Origin of the sequence: Amycolatopsis mongoliensis (assembly GCF_030285665.1) — a bacterium.
GTDB lineage: Bacteria > Actinomycetota > Actinomycetes > Mycobacteriales > Pseudonocardiaceae > Amycolatopsis > Amycolatopsis mongoliensis.
Genome location: NZ_CP127295.1, coordinates 4,266,959 through 4,279,147, shown reverse-complemented (window position 1 = coordinate 4,279,147; position 12,189 = coordinate 4,266,959). Strand labels below are relative to the sequence as shown.

Here is a 12,189-nt window from a genome sequence, read left to right as displayed (position 1 = left end):
GGAGCACTCTAGGACCGGCGGTTCAGACGTCGTAGACGGCACCCTGCTTCACGACCTCGGCTCCCGGGAACTCCGCCGAAGCCTCGGCCAGAACCGCACCGGGATCCGTCCACGGCGCGATGTGCGTCAGCAGCAGCCGCCCGACACCGGCGTCGCGCGCCAGCTCGCCGGCCTGCTTCCCCGACAGGTGCACGCCGGCCGGGCGTTCGGCCGAATCCGTCCACGACGCCTCGGCGAGCAGCAGGTCGACGCCGTCGGCGAGCTCGTTGAGCGCCGCGCACGGGCCGGTGTCGCCGGTGAACGCGAGGATCCGGCCGCCGTAGGAGATGCGCAGGCCGTACGCCGGGGTCGGGTGGTCGACCTCGACCGCGACGACCTCGAACGGGCCGATCCGGAACGGCTCCGGGCGCAGCGGGTGGAAGTCGTAGACGTCGGTGAGGTCGGTGACGGCCCGCTCGGCCTCGTTGGGCGCGTACGCGTTGGCCAGCCGGACGGGCGCGTCCGGCGGCGCGTACAGCGGCAGCAGGCGCGGGCGCGCCGGGTACGGCGGCGCCGGGTGGTAGCGCCGCAGGACGGTGAGCGCGCTGACGTCGGCGCAGTGGTCGGGGTGCAGGTGCGTGAGCACCAGGGCGTCCAGGTCGAACGGGTCGGTCACGGCCTGCAGCTGCGCCAGCGTGCCGTTGCCGAGCTCGAGGCCGAGCAGGAAGCCTTCCGCCTCGACCAGGTAGCCGGACGCGGCGGTGTTCGGCCCGGGGATGCTGCCGGAGCACCCGAGGATGGTCAGTCGCACGTCGACACCCTAAGCGCCGGGCGGCCTGATCACGCGGTGGTGGGAGCGAGGACACCCGGGGCGAACCCCATGAACCGCTGGGCGAGCCGGGTGAACGGCTCGGCCGAGCCGGTGGCGAGGAACTCGTGCCGCGGCGGCGTCTCCCGGGTCGTCAGCAGGTCCCGCTCGGTGAGCACGCGGACGACGTCCTTGGCCGTCTCGTCCGCGCTCGAAACCAGGGTGACCTCCTGGCCCATCACGATCTGCAGCACCCCCTGCAGGAGCGGGTAGTGCGTGCAGCCGAGCACGAGCGTGTCGACCTCGGCGTCGAGCAGCGGCTGCAGGTAGCCCTGCGCGAGCCCGAGCACCTGGCGGCCGGAGGTGATGCCGCGCTCGACGAAGTCGACGAACCGCGGGCAGGCGACGCTGGTGAGCGTGATGCCCGGCGCGGCCGCGAACGCGTCCTCGTAGGCGCGCGACCGCACGGTGCCCTCGGTGCCGATCACGCCGACCCGGCCGGTGTGCGTGGCCACGACGGCCCGGCGCGCGGCGGGCAGGACGACCTCGATCACCGGCACGTCGTAGCGCTCGCGCGCGTCGCGCAGGCAGGCCGCGGACGCCGTGTTGCAGGCGATGACCAGGGCCTTCACGCCGCTTTCGACGATCTCGTCGAGGGCCGCGAGCGCGTAGCGGCGGGCGGTGGCGATCGGGAGCGGGCCGTACGGGTTGTGCGCCGTGTCGCCGACGTAGCGGAGCTGCTCGGCGGGCAGCTGCTCGAGGAGCGCCCTCGCGACCGTCAGCCCGCCGACGCCGGAATCGAACACGCCGATCGGGGCATCAGCGGGCGGAGACGTCACCCTTCGAGGTTACCCGGAGCCGCGGGCACGGCTTTGCGCGACTTGCCCGTGCGGCTGGTCAGCCACGCCGCGAGGACACCGGCCAGCGCGCCGAAGACGTGTCCCTGCCAGGAAACGCCGGGGTTGCCGGGCAGCAGGCCGACGAGCATGCCGCTCCACACGCCGAGCAGGACGACGGCGACCAGGATCTGCCCGGCCGCGCGGTTGAAGATGCCGCGCACCAGCAGGTAGGCGAGCCAGCCGAAGGCCAGCCCGGACGCGCCGACGGTGACGGCGTTCGCCGGCCCGATCAGCCACACCCCGAGCCCGGACACCACCCAGATGATGGCCGTGACCAGGGCGAACCGGCCGATCCCGGCGGCCATGGCGAGGAAGGAGAACACGAGCACCGGCACGGTGTTCGCGAAGAGGTGCGACCAGCCGGCGTGCAGCAGCGGCGCGAACAGCACGCCGTCGAGGCCGGACAGCACCCGGGAGTGGATGCCGCCCTGGTCCAGGTCGCCGGGCAGGATCACGTCCACCAGCTCGACCAGGTAGAGCAGCAGGGTGAACGAGAGCGCGACGAGCGCGGCCGCCTTCGGTCTGGGCGGCAGCACGCGCTTGGCGGCGTCGGTTTCCGGGACCGGGTTCACGGGCAAGGTGCTCACGGGACCGACGCTACGTCAGGGCCCGGTCGGTCCGCCTCGGGTGAAATCCCTGATCCCCGCTTTCTGTCGGTGCCTGCCGCTAGCGTCTCGGGGCATGGGGAACTTCGACGTTCACGGGTACCTGGAGCGGCTCGGCCTCGACGCGGAGCCGCCGAGCGTGGCCGCGCTGCGGCGGCTGCACGCGGCGCAGGTCGAGCGCGTGCCGTACGAGGCGCTGGAGGTCCAGCTCGGGCGGCCGACGCCGCTGGAGCCGTCGGCGTCGCTCGCGCGGATCCTGCGAGGTCGCGGCGGGTACTGCTACCACCTGAACGGCGCCTTCTCGGCCTTGCTGCGCGAGCTCGGCTACCAGGTCACGCGCCACCTCGGCGGGGTGCAGGGCGGTCCGGGCGACGCGCCGAACGTCGACCGCAACCACCTGGCACTGACCGTCACCGGGGTGCCGGACGAGCCGGAGACGACGTGGCTGGTGGACGCCGGGCTGGGTGACGGCATCCACGAGCCCCTCCCCCTACGGGAAGGCACGTACGCCCAGGGCCCGCACACCTACCGGCTGCGGCCCTCGGAGGTGGCGCCGGGTGGCTGGCGGTTCGACCACGACCCGTCGGGCAGCTTCGCGGGCTTCGACTTCGCGCCGGGCGCGGCGGAGATGGCCGACTTCGCGGAGAAGCACGCGTGGCTGTCGACCGCACCGGAGTCCGGGTTCGTCCGGGTCTGCGTGCTGCAACGCCGGGACGCCGCGGGCGTCGACACCCTGCGGGCGCTGACCCTGAACCGCCACGGCGCCAAGGAAGTCGTCGAGTCACCGGAGGACTGGTGGACGGCCGCGGCGGACGTCTTCGGCGTCACCCCGGACCTGTTCACCGCCGGGGAGCGCGAGCAGCTGTGGCGGCAGGTCGTCGGGCAGCACGAAACCCACGCGGGCGGCGGGCCGGTGGTCGCCGTGTGACTCAGGCAGGCGGCACCGGCAGGGGGGTCTTGCCCAGCGCGAAGTCGACGGCGGCGTCGGCGTGCAGGCGGGTCGTCGGGAACGTCGGCACCGGCGAGTCCTCCGGGCCGACGAGCAGCTCGATCTCCGTGCACCCGTAGATCACGCCCTCGGCGCCCGCCTCGGCCAGCCGCGCGATCACGCCGCGGTAGGCCTCCCGGGACTCGGGCTTCACGACGCCGAGCACCAGCTCGTCGTAGATGACCCGGTGCACCAGGTCGCGGTCTTCGGCACCGGGCACCAGCACGTCCAGACCGTGCGCGGCGAGCCGGTCGCGGTAGAACGGCTGCCCCATGGTGAACCCGGTGCCGAGGAGCCCGACGCGGCGGATCCCGGCCGCCCGGATGGCCGCGGCCGTGGCGTCGCCGAGGTGCAGCAGCGGGATGCGGAGGCCGTCGGCCAGCTGGTCGGCGACCTTGTGCATGGTGTTGGTGCAGAGCACGACGAAGTCGGCGCCCGCGGCCTCCAAGGCTTTCGCCGCGCGGTTCAGCTCGGCGCCGGCGTCGTCCCAGCGGTCTTCGGCCTGCATGGCCTCGACGGCGGCGAAGTCGACGGAGTAGAGCACGGTGTGCGCCGAGTGGAACCCGCCGAGGAGGGCCTTCACCCGTTCATTCACCAAGCGGTAGTACTCGATGGACGATTCCCAGCTCATCCCGCCCAGCAGCCCGATGACCTTCATGATGTCAGCATGCCCGAACTGCGCACGGCGTTCGCCGGGGTCTCGAACGTCCTGGTCACCGACGGCGGCTCGGCCGTCCTGGTCGACGGCTTCTTCTCCCGGCCGTCGCTGCTGAAGATGGCGACGCGGGTGGCGCCGGACCGCGGCCGGATCGACGAGGCCCTGCGGCGGCTCGGTGTCACGGAGCTCGACGCCGTCCTGGTGGCGCACTCGCACGTCGACCACGTTCTCGACGCGCCGGTCGTCGCCGAGCTGACCGGTGCCACGCTGGCCGGCTCGCCGTCCACCCGGAAGGTCCAGGAGGGCTACGGCCTGGCCGCGAAGCCGTTCGAGGAGCTGGTGCCGGGCAAGCCGGTGGAGTTCGGGGCCTTCACCGTGACTCCGGTCGACGCCGAGCACAGCGACGGCGACCGGGTACCGGGCGAGATCACCGAGCCGGTCCGGCTGCCGGCCAGGGCGAAGGCCTTCAAGACCGGCCGCTGCTACTCGTTCCACATCGCGCACGCGGCGGGCAGCGTCCTGGTCCACGCGTCGGCGAACTTCGTGCCCGGCGCACTGGCCGGCCACGACGCGGACGTCGTCTACCTCGGCGCCGGAGCGGCCGGCAAGCAGACGGAGGAATGGCGCGAAGAGTACTGGCGGGAGACGGTGGGCGCGGTGCACCCCCGCGTCGTCCGGCCGATCCACTGGGACGCCTTCTGGCGCCCGTTGTCGAAGCCGCTCAAGCTGCTGCCGAAGGTGTTCGACGACCTGGGGACGACGATGGCGACCTTCACGCGGCTGGCCGAGGCCGACGGCATCGACCTCGCCCTGCCCGAACTCTGGCAGGCCGAGTGACTCAGGCCCAGAGCTGCCCGTCGAGCCGCTCGGCGGCCTCGTCGAGCGAGCCCGCGTAGGCCCCGGTCGACAGGTACTTCCACCCGGCGTCCGCGACGACGAAAGCGACGTCCGCCACCTCGCCGCGAGCGGCGGCCTTCTCCGCCACCGCCAACGCCGCGTGCAGCACCGCGCCCGTCGAGATGCCCGCGAAGATGCCTTCGTGCTCCAGCAGCTCCCGCGTCCGGCGCAGCGCGTCGTACGCGCCGACCGAGTACCGGCCGTTGAGGACGCTGGCGTCATACAGCTCCGGGACGAACCCCTCGTCGAGGTTGCGCAGGCCGTACACCAGCTCGCCGTAGCGGGGCTCGGCCGCGATGACCTGGACGTCCGGCTTGGCTTCGTGCAGGTACCGCCCGACTCCCACCAGGGTCCCGGTGGTGCCGAGGCCGCCGACGAAGTGCGTCAGCGTCGGCAGGTCCTTGAGCAGCTCGGGCCCGGTGCCGCGGTAGTGCGCGTCGGCGTTGGCCGGGTTGCCGTACTGGTAGAGCATCACCCAGTCCGGGTTCGCCTCGGCCAGCTCCTTCGCCCGCCGGACGGCCTCGTTCGAGCCGCCCGCAGCCGGGGAGAACACGATCCGCGCGCCGTAGGCCTGCAGCAGCTGCTTGCGTTCGGTCGAGGTGTTCTCCGGCATCACGCAGACCAGCCCGTAGCCCTTGAGCTTGGCGGCCATGGCCAGCGAGATGCCGGTGTTGCCCGACGTCGGCTCCAGGATCGTGGAGCCGCGCCGCAGCTTGCCCTCCCGCTCGGCGGCTTCGATCATGGCCAGCGCGGGGCGGTCCTTGATCGAGCCGGTCGGGTTGCGGTCCTCCAGCTTCGCCCACAGGCGCACGTCGTGCGTGGGCGAGAGCCGGGGCAGCCCGACCAGCGGGGTACCGCCGAGTGCGTCGAGCAGGGACTCGAAGCGAGCCATCGATCAGCCACCGGCCACGGCGGGGAGGATGGTCAGGGTGTCGCCGTCCTTGACCTCGGCCTCGAGGCCGCCGGCGAAGCGCACGTCCTCGTCGTTGACGTAGACGTTGATGAAGCGGTGCAGCTTCTCCTCCTTCACCAGGCGGCCCTTGATGCCGGCGTGGCGGGACTCGACGTCGTCGATGACCTCGAGGACGGTCGCGCCCTTCGCCTCGACGGACTTCTCGCCGCCGGTGTGGGTGCGCAGGATCGTCGGGATGGAGACGGTCACGGCCATGGGTTCTTACCTCCGGTGGGTTCTTACACGCAGACGCCTTCGGCGCGCGGTTTGTTCCGAGCGGGCTCAGTCGACGATCTCGACCGGCTCCTCGGTGATCTCGGCGTCCACGATCCGGTACGAACGGAGCTCGTGCACTTCGGGGTCGCGGGTGGAGACGAGCACGTAGTGCGCGTCCGGCTCGGCCGCGATGTTCGCGTCGGTCCGCGACGGGTACGCCTCGGTCGCGGTGTGCGAGTGGTAGATCACCACGGGCACCTCGTCGTTGGCGTCCATCTCGCGGTAGAGCTTCAGCAGGTCGCCGGAGTCGAATTCGTAGAACGTCGGCGACCGGGCGGCGTTCTGCATGGGGATGAACCGCTCGGGCGAGTCGGACCCTTCGGGCCCGGCGATCACGCCGCACGCCTCGTCGGGGTGGTCACGGCGGGCATGGGCGACGATCTCGTCGACGAGGTCACGGCGGATCCGGAGCACACCACCATCTTAGGTGGTGGACACAAGCTGTCCAGATGATGAGATATTGCGCTCACCAGGACAATCGAGGCATGCCTGTACCGCGATCGCCCGCGAACGGTGCCGCAAGTTCCTCGAAGACGCCGAACGCATCCAGTACCTCATCCCCGGGATCTCGCTCTACGTCGACGGCGTCCGCACGAGGGCCGCGTTCTTCGTCGTGGTCACCGACCGCGGCATCACCGTGCTCTACGGCGGCCGCTTCCGCCGCCACACGCCGAAAGCCGTCTACGACCGGCTCCCCCGGCGGACCGAGATCGGCCCGGTCGAGGTCCACCCTTCGCTCGGCCCGGTGCTGTCCTTCGCCCGGCTGCACCTGGAAATCGACGAGGAGTACGTGAGCGCGGTCCGCGCGGCGAACCTCGAAGGCGCTCGCGACCTGCCGCCGGACCCGCTCCCGGACCTGTGACTCAGGCGAAGGCTTCCGGCCAGACGTCGCGGTAGGCCGGCACCCCGCCGGCCGTCGTCGCCGCCAGGAAACCGCGGACCATCGCCCGCGCGAACACCCGCGCGGCCGCCGAGCACAGCGCGTCCAGCGCCGCCGGGCGCGCCGCCGCGCCGAACGGACCGCTCGCCTCCGGCAGCTCGCGGGCGCCCGTGGCCAGCGCGAACACCGTGTCGCCGTCGAACATCGTGTGGGCCGGGCGCACCGCGCGCGCCAGCCCGTCCTGGGCCGCGACCGCGATCCGCCGCGCCTCGGCCTTCGCCAGCGCCGCGTCCACCGCGACCACACCGATCGTCGTGTTCAGGTCGGTCGCGCGAGAAGGCAGCGAAGCGGCGCGCGAGGGCCATGTCACACCGAAGTCGCCGTGGTCGGCCGCGTACGCGCGTCCGGTCGAGAGGTCCACGGCCTCGCCCGCCGCGTTGACCGCCGCCAGCGCCCCGACCGTGTACTCGCCGACGACCTCGCTCGCGGAGCCGATCCCGCCCTTCAGCGACCCCACCGCCGCCCCCGCGCCCGCACCGACCGTCCCCTGCGCGAACGAGTCCGAAGCCGCTTCGCACGCCGCGTACCCGAAGGACGCGTCCGGCCGGTTGCCCCACTCACTGCGCGGCAGGTCGAACAGCACGGCCGCGGGCACGATCGGCACGACCTCGTGCGGCTGCGTGCCCACCGGGAACCCCAGGTTCCGCTCGGCGAGCCACCGCATGACGCCGTCGGCCGCGGCCAGCCCGTACGCGCTCCCGCCGGACAGGCAGATCGCGTTGACCCGCTGCACCAGGTTCTCCGGCTCCAGCAGGTTGGTCTCCCGCGTGCCGGGTGCGCCGCCGCGCTGGTCCACCGCGCCGACCGCGCCGTCGGGCACCAGGACCACCGTCGTCCCGGTCGCCCAGCCGTCGCCCACCCGCTCGTGGTGCCCGACCAGGACACCCGGCACGTCGGTGATCATCCGGTCAGCGCCTGGATCAGCGTCTCCTGCACCCAGGTCAGCCAGTGGTAGACGCCCAGGTGCGGCGCCCGCGGGTCGTCCTCGGGCAGTTCGTCGGGCATGTCGTCGGTGACGTCGAGCGCCGTGCCGAGCGCCAGCCGGACGTCGTTGAGCGCGCCCAGCCAGGCGTCGGCCTGCTCCTCGGTCAGCCGGACGTGGCCGCCGTCGCGGGGCAGCGTGTCGAGCACGATCTTGGCCACGCCGACCTTGAGGTCCAGCAGCTCCGGCTCGTGCAGCGAACGCATCGCCGCGGCGGAGTCGAGGTCCTCGCGGGTCGGGTTGTCCGGGTCGAGCTTGTGGAAGTCCGGGAGCAGCCGCGAGAGCACCGGGTCGTCCGGGGACTCGGTCGGCCCGATCCGGATGCCGGTCAGCTCGGCGAGCTCGTCCTGCGGCGCCTCCTCGGCGCGGGCGGTGAGCATGTCCTCGAGCTGGCTGACCAGTCCCCGCAGCACCGCGGCTTCCTGCTGCTCGAACCCCGCGTGGATCACGGCGCCCTTGCGCCGCCAGCCGTTCACGAGGTCTGCTCCATGGTGGCCCACAGACCCGCCGCGTGGAGTTTCGCCACGTCGGTCTCCACCTTCTCCTTGGTGCCGGACGAGACGATCGCCTTGCCCTTGTGGTGCACATCCAGCATGAGCTTGGTGGCGTGGTCGCGGCCGTACCCGAACAGCTTCTGGAAGACGTACGTGACGTACGACATCAGGTTGACCGGGTCGTTCCACACCACGGTCCGCCAGGGTGTGTCCGACTCGGCGACCTCGGCACCGGCCGGCTCGACCTGCGTCTGCTCGGCTGCGACAGGCATGGACATGCACCCCATGGTGTCACGGAGGCGACAGGGTACGCCGCGCCAGGTCCGGCCATGTGGGTGAATAGGCTGCCCCCATGGGTTCACCGGAGCCGGCCACGACCAGCACTGCGCTGCTCACCGACCACTACGAGCTGACCATGCTGGGCAGCGCGCTCGCCGACGGGACGCACGCGCGGCCCTGCGTGTTCGAGGTGTTCGCCCGGCGCCTGCCGGACGGGCGCCGCTACGGCGTCGTCGCGGGCACCGCCCGCGTCCTCGACGCGATCGCGGACTTCCGCTTCACCGACGCCGAGCTGGCACAGCTGGAGGCCACCGCGGTAGTCGACGGCGCGACGCTGTCCTGGCTCGCGGACTACGAGTTCTCGGGTGACGTCGACGGCTACCCCGAGGGCGAGCTGTACTTCCCCGGCTCGCCGATCCTCACCGTCTCCGGCTCGTTCGGCGAGTGCGTGCTGCTGGAGACGCTGGTGCTGTCGATCCTCAACCACGACAGCGCCATCGCGTCCGCGGCGGCCCGGATGTCCGGGGCCGCGCACGGCCGGCCGATCATCGAGATGGGCGGGCGCCGCACGCACGAATACGCCGCCGTCGCCGCGGCGCGGGCCGCCTACCTGGCCGGTTTCGCGACGACGTCCAACCTCGAAGCCGGCCGCCGCTACGGGATCCCGACCCGCGGCACCGTCGCGCACGCGTTCATGCTGCTGCACGACAGCGAAGAGGCGGCGTTCCGCGCGCAGGTCGAAAAGATGGGCGCGGACACGACGCTGCTGGTCGACACCTACGACATCACCGCCGGCATCGAGACCGCGGTCCGCGTCGCCGGGCCCGAGCTCGGCGCGATCCGGATCGACTCGGGCGACGTCGGCCCGCTCGCCCGCCGCGCCCGCGAGCAGCTGGACTCCCTCGGCGCGAAGGACACCCGGATCGTCGTCTCCGGCGACCTCGACGAGCACGCCATCGCGGCACTGCGCGCGGAGCCGGTGGACGCGTACGGCGTCGGCACCTCGGTGGTCACCGGGTCCGGCGCGCCGACCGCCGGGATGGTCTACAAGCTGGTCGAGGTGGACGGCAAGCCGGTCGCGAAGCGCAGCGCCCACAAGGAGTCCCGCGGCGGCCGGAAGTCCGCGCTGCGGCGTCACCGCGGCACCGGCACGGCGATCGAGGAGGTCGTCTGGACCACGGCGGGCGGCGCGCCCGAGCCCGAGCCGAACGACCGGACCCTGCAGATCCCGCTGATCCGTGCTGGCCGCGCGGAGGCCGACCTGCCTACGCTCGACGACGCGAGGCAGCGGCTGCGCCGCGGCCTGGTCAGCCTGCCGTGGGAGGGCCTCAAGCTCTCGCACGGCGAGCCCGCTATCCCGACGCTCTTCTTCTGAACGGAGTTCGACCATGGGAACCGCGCTGATCGTGGTGGACGTCCAGAACGACTTCTGTGAAGGGGGGTCGCTCGGCCTGCCGGGCGGGGCCGCCGCGGCGGCCGCCATCTCGAAGCAGGCCGTGGAAGGCGGGTACAGCCACGTCGTGGCCACCCGGGACAACCACATCGACCCGGGCGACCACTTCAGCGAGACGCCCGACTTCAAGGACAGCTGGCCGGTGCACTGCGTCGCCGGCACGCCGGGCGCGTCGTTCCACCCCGCGCTCGACGTCGTCCCGATCGGCGAGGTGTTCTCCAAGGGCGAGTACAGCGCCGCGTACTCCGGTTTCGAGGGCGCGTCCCGCGACGGGAAGTCCCTGGAGACGTGGCTGCGCGAGCACGACGTCACCGACGTCGACGTCGTCGGCATCGCGACCGACTTCTGCGTCCGCGCGACGGCGCTCGACGCGGCGAAGGCGGGCTTCGGCGTGCGGGTGCTGCTGGACCTGACGGTCGGCGGGTCGCAGCCGACGGTGGACGCGACGATCGAGGACTTCGACAAGGCGGGGATCACCCACACCGGCACGGCGTTCGTCGGGCCGGCCGCGTGAAGGATCTGCAGGCCGCGCTGGCGGAACACCGGCTCGTCGCGATCCTGCGCGCGTCCGACGCATCGCGGTTCGCCGACGCGGCGATGGTGCTGCACGCGGCGGGCATCCGCCTGCTCGAAGCGACGCTGACGACGCCGGGCGCGCCCGCCGCGATCACCGCGCTGCGCCTGGCGCTCGGCGACGACGCGCTGATCGGCGCGGGCAGCGTCCGCGAATCGTCCGATGTGGACATCGCGGTCGACGCCGGCGCCGCGTACCTGATCACGCCGACGGTCAACCCGGCCGTCCTCGAACGCGCCGCCGAACTGGAGACCCCGGTGATCTGCGGCGCGCTGACGCCGACGGAGATCGACCAGGCCTGGCGCCTCGGTGCGGCCGCGGTCAAGGTGTTCCCGGTCGCGGCCGTCGGCGGGGTCGCGTACCTGCGCGCGATCCGGGCGCCCCTGCCGGACGTCCCGCTGGTCCCGACCGGTGGCGTCCACCTGGCCGACGTCGAGGGCTACCTGCGCGCGGGCGCGATCGCGGTCGCCGCGGCGACCCCGTTGCTGGGCGACGCGCTCTCGCCGAGCGGGAGCCTCCCGGACCTGGCGACCCGGGCCGGCGAGTTCGTCGCGGCGGCTGCCCGCTTCACGACCGTCTGACCCCCGGCCCTGAGCGCCCCAATGTGGCCTTCGGTGCGTTCAACGCACCCACGGCGGCCTTCGGTGCGTTGGATGCACCCAAGGCCGCCTTGGGGCGCTACTTCTTCCCGAACGGGTCGCACGCCGCCGTGCCGAGGTAGATGTCCCCGCTCGCCGGGCCGCCCTGCGGGAACAGCTTGATGTGCAGCGCGTGCGTCACCAGGCTGCCGTCCGGCGGCTGGGGCGTCACGGTCTCGTTGAGGATCACCGTCGCCAGCGCGGTGCCCGCGGGCCCGCCGGGGATGACGATCCGATCGTTCGGCGGGATCTGCGCGGGCACGGTGATCCCGCCGACCGTGCCGACCTCGACCTCGCCCAGGCTGCCGGTGGCCGTCGTCGCGCACTTCGCCGAATAGGTGCGCACGGAGAGCGCCGGGCCGCCGTAGCGCTTCAGCACGGTGGTCTCGAACCGGTGCCCGGACGCCTGCGCGATCGACACCGCGTCCGAGCGCCCGCAGCCGGTCTCGCCGAAGCCGAACACCGCGACGTCACCGGTCTCACCGCCCTGCGTCCGGGCGCTGTAGGGGCCGTCGACGGTGCATTTCGCCAGTTCACCGGTGACGACGTGCTCGTTGTCGATGGTCACGTCGACCGAGCCGGAAGACGCCCATCCGGTGGACGTGACCGGCGCGGCGGCGACCAGGAGCGGGGCGGCCAGCGTCGTCACCGCCAGCAACCGGAATGTCCTCTTCCTGGCGTTTCGCATGCACCGGCCTCCTCGGTTCCGTGACAGTTCGTAGTTACCCTCTTCGTCATCGGCAGGCCGGGTGCCTTCCCTGATCGGG

Annotated in this window: 17 protein-coding genes; 6 read left to right on the top strand and 11 right to left on the bottom strand. The window is 72.6% G+C overall.

Annotation, left to right across the window (positions count from 1 at the left end):
- Positions 1 to 22 precede the first annotated feature (22 nt).
- From QRX60_RS20945 to QRX60_RS20935, 3 genes are read right to left on the bottom strand one after another with little or no spacing between them, the layout of a single operon-like run.
- On the bottom strand, positions 23 to 790 hold the full coding sequence (locus QRX60_RS20945; protein ID WP_286002449.1) for an MBL fold metallo-hydrolase: 768 nt from the start codon (positions 788 to 790) through the stop codon (positions 23 to 25).
- A 29-nt stretch (positions 791 to 819) separates the two neighbouring features.
- A complete protein-coding gene (gene murI / locus QRX60_RS20940; RefSeq protein WP_286002448.1) occupies positions 820 to 1,626 on the bottom strand; it encodes a glutamate racemase in 807 nt (268 codons plus the stop codon).
- Positions 1,623 to 2,273: a rhomboid family intramembrane serine protease gene (locus QRX60_RS20935; protein WP_286002447.1), complete on the bottom strand. Its 651-nt coding sequence runs from the start codon at positions 2,271 to 2,273 to the stop codon at positions 1,623 to 1,625. The genes murI and QRX60_RS20935 overlap by 4 nt, the downstream gene beginning before the upstream one ends.
- A 94-nt stretch (positions 2,274 to 2,367) precedes the next feature.
- On the opposite strand from QRX60_RS20935, the gene QRX60_RS20930 reads away from it, so the two are divergent.
- Positions 2,368 to 3,219, top strand: coding sequence for an arylamine N-acetyltransferase family protein (locus QRX60_RS20930; protein WP_286002446.1), 852 nt, complete (start codon positions 2,368 to 2,370; stop codon positions 3,217 to 3,219).
- 1 nt (position 3,220) lies between these two features.
- On the opposite strand, the gene QRX60_RS20925 is transcribed toward QRX60_RS20930, so the two are convergent.
- Positions 3,221 to 3,937 carry an aspartate/glutamate racemase family protein gene (locus QRX60_RS20925; protein ID WP_286002445.1) on the bottom strand — a complete coding sequence of 239 codons (717 nt, stop codon included), beginning with the start codon at positions 3,935 to 3,937 and terminating at the stop codon, positions 3,221 to 3,223.
- Positions 3,938 to 3,946: 9 nt separating this feature from the next.
- Between QRX60_RS20925 and QRX60_RS20920 the strand changes: the two genes are divergently transcribed.
- Positions 3,947 to 4,774, top strand: coding sequence for an MBL fold metallo-hydrolase (locus QRX60_RS20920; RefSeq protein WP_286002444.1), 828 nt, complete (start codon positions 3,947 to 3,949; stop codon positions 4,772 to 4,774).
- A gap of 1 nt (position 4,775) precedes the next feature.
- Here the strand turns inward: QRX60_RS20920 and QRX60_RS20915 are convergent, their stop codons facing one another.
- From QRX60_RS20915 to QRX60_RS20905, 3 genes are all read right to left on the bottom strand, one after another.
- On the bottom strand, positions 4,776 to 5,726 hold the full coding sequence (locus QRX60_RS20915) for a PLP-dependent cysteine synthase family protein (RefSeq protein ID WP_286002443.1): 951 nt from the start codon (positions 5,724 to 5,726) through the stop codon (positions 4,776 to 4,778).
- Positions 5,727 to 5,729: 3 nt separating this feature from the next.
- The gene (locus QRX60_RS20910) at positions 5,730 to 6,002 is read right to left on the bottom strand and encodes a MoaD/ThiS family protein (RefSeq protein ID WP_086679767.1); all 273 of its coding nucleotides are present in this window, start codon (positions 6,000 to 6,002) and stop codon (positions 5,730 to 5,732) included.
- Between the two features lie 66 nt (positions 6,003 to 6,068).
- The gene (locus QRX60_RS20905; RefSeq protein ID WP_286002442.1) at positions 6,069 to 6,476 is read right to left on the bottom strand and encodes a M67 family metallopeptidase; all 408 of its coding nucleotides are present in this window, start codon (positions 6,474 to 6,476) and stop codon (positions 6,069 to 6,071) included.
- 46 nt (positions 6,477 to 6,522) lie between these two features.
- Here QRX60_RS20905 and QRX60_RS20900 point away from each other — a divergent pair, with 46 nt between their 5' ends.
- Positions 6,523 to 6,924, top strand: coding sequence for a hypothetical protein (locus QRX60_RS20900; protein ID WP_286002441.1), 402 nt, complete (start codon positions 6,523 to 6,525; stop codon positions 6,922 to 6,924).
- 1 nt (position 6,925) lies between these two features.
- On the opposite strand, the gene QRX60_RS20895 is transcribed toward QRX60_RS20900, so the two are convergent.
- The 3 genes from QRX60_RS20895 to clpS are packed head-to-tail and all read right to left on the bottom strand — an operon-like array spanning position 6,926 to position 8,756.
- A complete protein-coding gene (locus QRX60_RS20895; RefSeq protein WP_286002440.1) occupies positions 6,926 to 7,906 on the bottom strand; it encodes a P1 family peptidase in 981 nt (326 codons plus the stop codon).
- Entirely contained in the window at positions 7,903 to 8,460 is a 558-nt protein-coding gene (locus tag QRX60_RS20890) for a DUF2017 domain-containing protein (RefSeq protein WP_286002439.1), read from the bottom strand. The genes QRX60_RS20895 and QRX60_RS20890 overlap by 4 nt, the downstream gene beginning before the upstream one ends.
- Positions 8,457 to 8,756 carry an ATP-dependent Clp protease adapter ClpS gene (gene clpS / locus QRX60_RS20885; protein ID WP_285476174.1) on the bottom strand — a complete coding sequence of 100 codons (300 nt, stop codon included), beginning with the start codon at positions 8,754 to 8,756 and terminating at the stop codon, positions 8,457 to 8,459. The genes QRX60_RS20890 and clpS overlap by 4 nt, the downstream gene beginning before the upstream one ends.
- Before the next feature lie 74 nt (positions 8,757 to 8,830).
- On the opposite strand from clpS, the gene QRX60_RS20880 reads away from it, so the two are divergent.
- The 3 genes from QRX60_RS20880 to QRX60_RS20870 are packed head-to-tail and all read left to right on the top strand — an operon-like array spanning position 8,831 to position 11,365.
- A complete protein-coding gene (locus QRX60_RS20880) occupies positions 8,831 to 10,132 on the top strand; it encodes a nicotinate phosphoribosyltransferase (protein ID WP_286002438.1) in 1,302 nt (433 codons plus the stop codon).
- 13 nt (positions 10,133 to 10,145) lie between these two features.
- A complete protein-coding gene (locus QRX60_RS20875; RefSeq protein WP_286002437.1) occupies positions 10,146 to 10,724 on the top strand; it encodes an isochorismatase family protein in 579 nt (192 codons plus the stop codon).
- Positions 10,721 to 11,365 (top strand): bifunctional 4-hydroxy-2-oxoglutarate aldolase/2-dehydro-3-deoxy-phosphogluconate aldolase, encoded by a 645-nt coding sequence (locus QRX60_RS20870; protein ID WP_286002436.1) that lies wholly within the window; start codon positions 10,721 to 10,723, stop codon positions 11,363 to 11,365. Before QRX60_RS20875 ends, QRX60_RS20870 begins: the two co-directional genes overlap by 4 nt.
- 97 nt (positions 11,366 to 11,462) lie before the next feature.
- On the opposite strand, the gene QRX60_RS20865 is transcribed toward QRX60_RS20870, so the two are convergent.
- A complete protein-coding gene (locus QRX60_RS20865; RefSeq protein WP_332845864.1) occupies positions 11,463 to 12,080 on the bottom strand; it encodes a choice-of-anchor P family protein in 618 nt (205 codons plus the stop codon).
- Positions 12,081 to 12,189 lie beyond the last annotated feature (109 nt).

Excerpts from the sequence above, each read along its gene's own strand:
- QRX60_RS20920 (WP_286002444.1), top strand. The coding sequence starts at position 3,947 with ATGCCCGAACTGCGCACGGCGTTCGCCGGGGTCTCGAACGTCCTGGTC.
- QRX60_RS20915 (WP_286002443.1), bottom strand. The coding sequence starts at position 5,726 with ATGGCTCGCTTCGAGTCCCTGCTCGACGCACTCGGCGGTACCCCGCTG.
- QRX60_RS20875 (WP_286002437.1), top strand. The coding sequence starts at position 10,146 with ATGGGAACCGCGCTGATCGTGGTGGACGTCCAGAACGACTTCTGTGAA.
- QRX60_RS20930 (WP_286002446.1), top strand. The coding sequence starts at position 2,368 with ATGGGGAACTTCGACGTTCACGGGTACCTGGAGCGGCTCGGCCTCGAC.
- QRX60_RS20895 (WP_286002440.1), bottom strand. The coding sequence starts at position 7,906 with ATGATCACCGACGTGCCGGGTGTCCTGGTCGGGCACCACGAGCGGGTG.
- clpS (WP_285476174.1), bottom strand. The coding sequence starts at position 8,756 with ATGTCCATGCCTGTCGCAGCCGAGCAGACGCAGGTCGAGCCGGCCGGT.
- QRX60_RS20880 (WP_286002438.1), top strand. The coding sequence starts at position 8,831 with ATGGGTTCACCGGAGCCGGCCACGACCAGCACTGCGCTGCTCACCGAC.
- QRX60_RS20910 (WP_086679767.1), bottom strand. The coding sequence starts at position 6,002 with ATGGCCGTGACCGTCTCCATCCCGACGATCCTGCGCACCCACACCGGC.
- QRX60_RS20925 (WP_286002445.1), bottom strand. The coding sequence starts at position 3,937 with ATGAAGGTCATCGGGCTGCTGGGCGGGATGAGCTGGGAATCGTCCATC.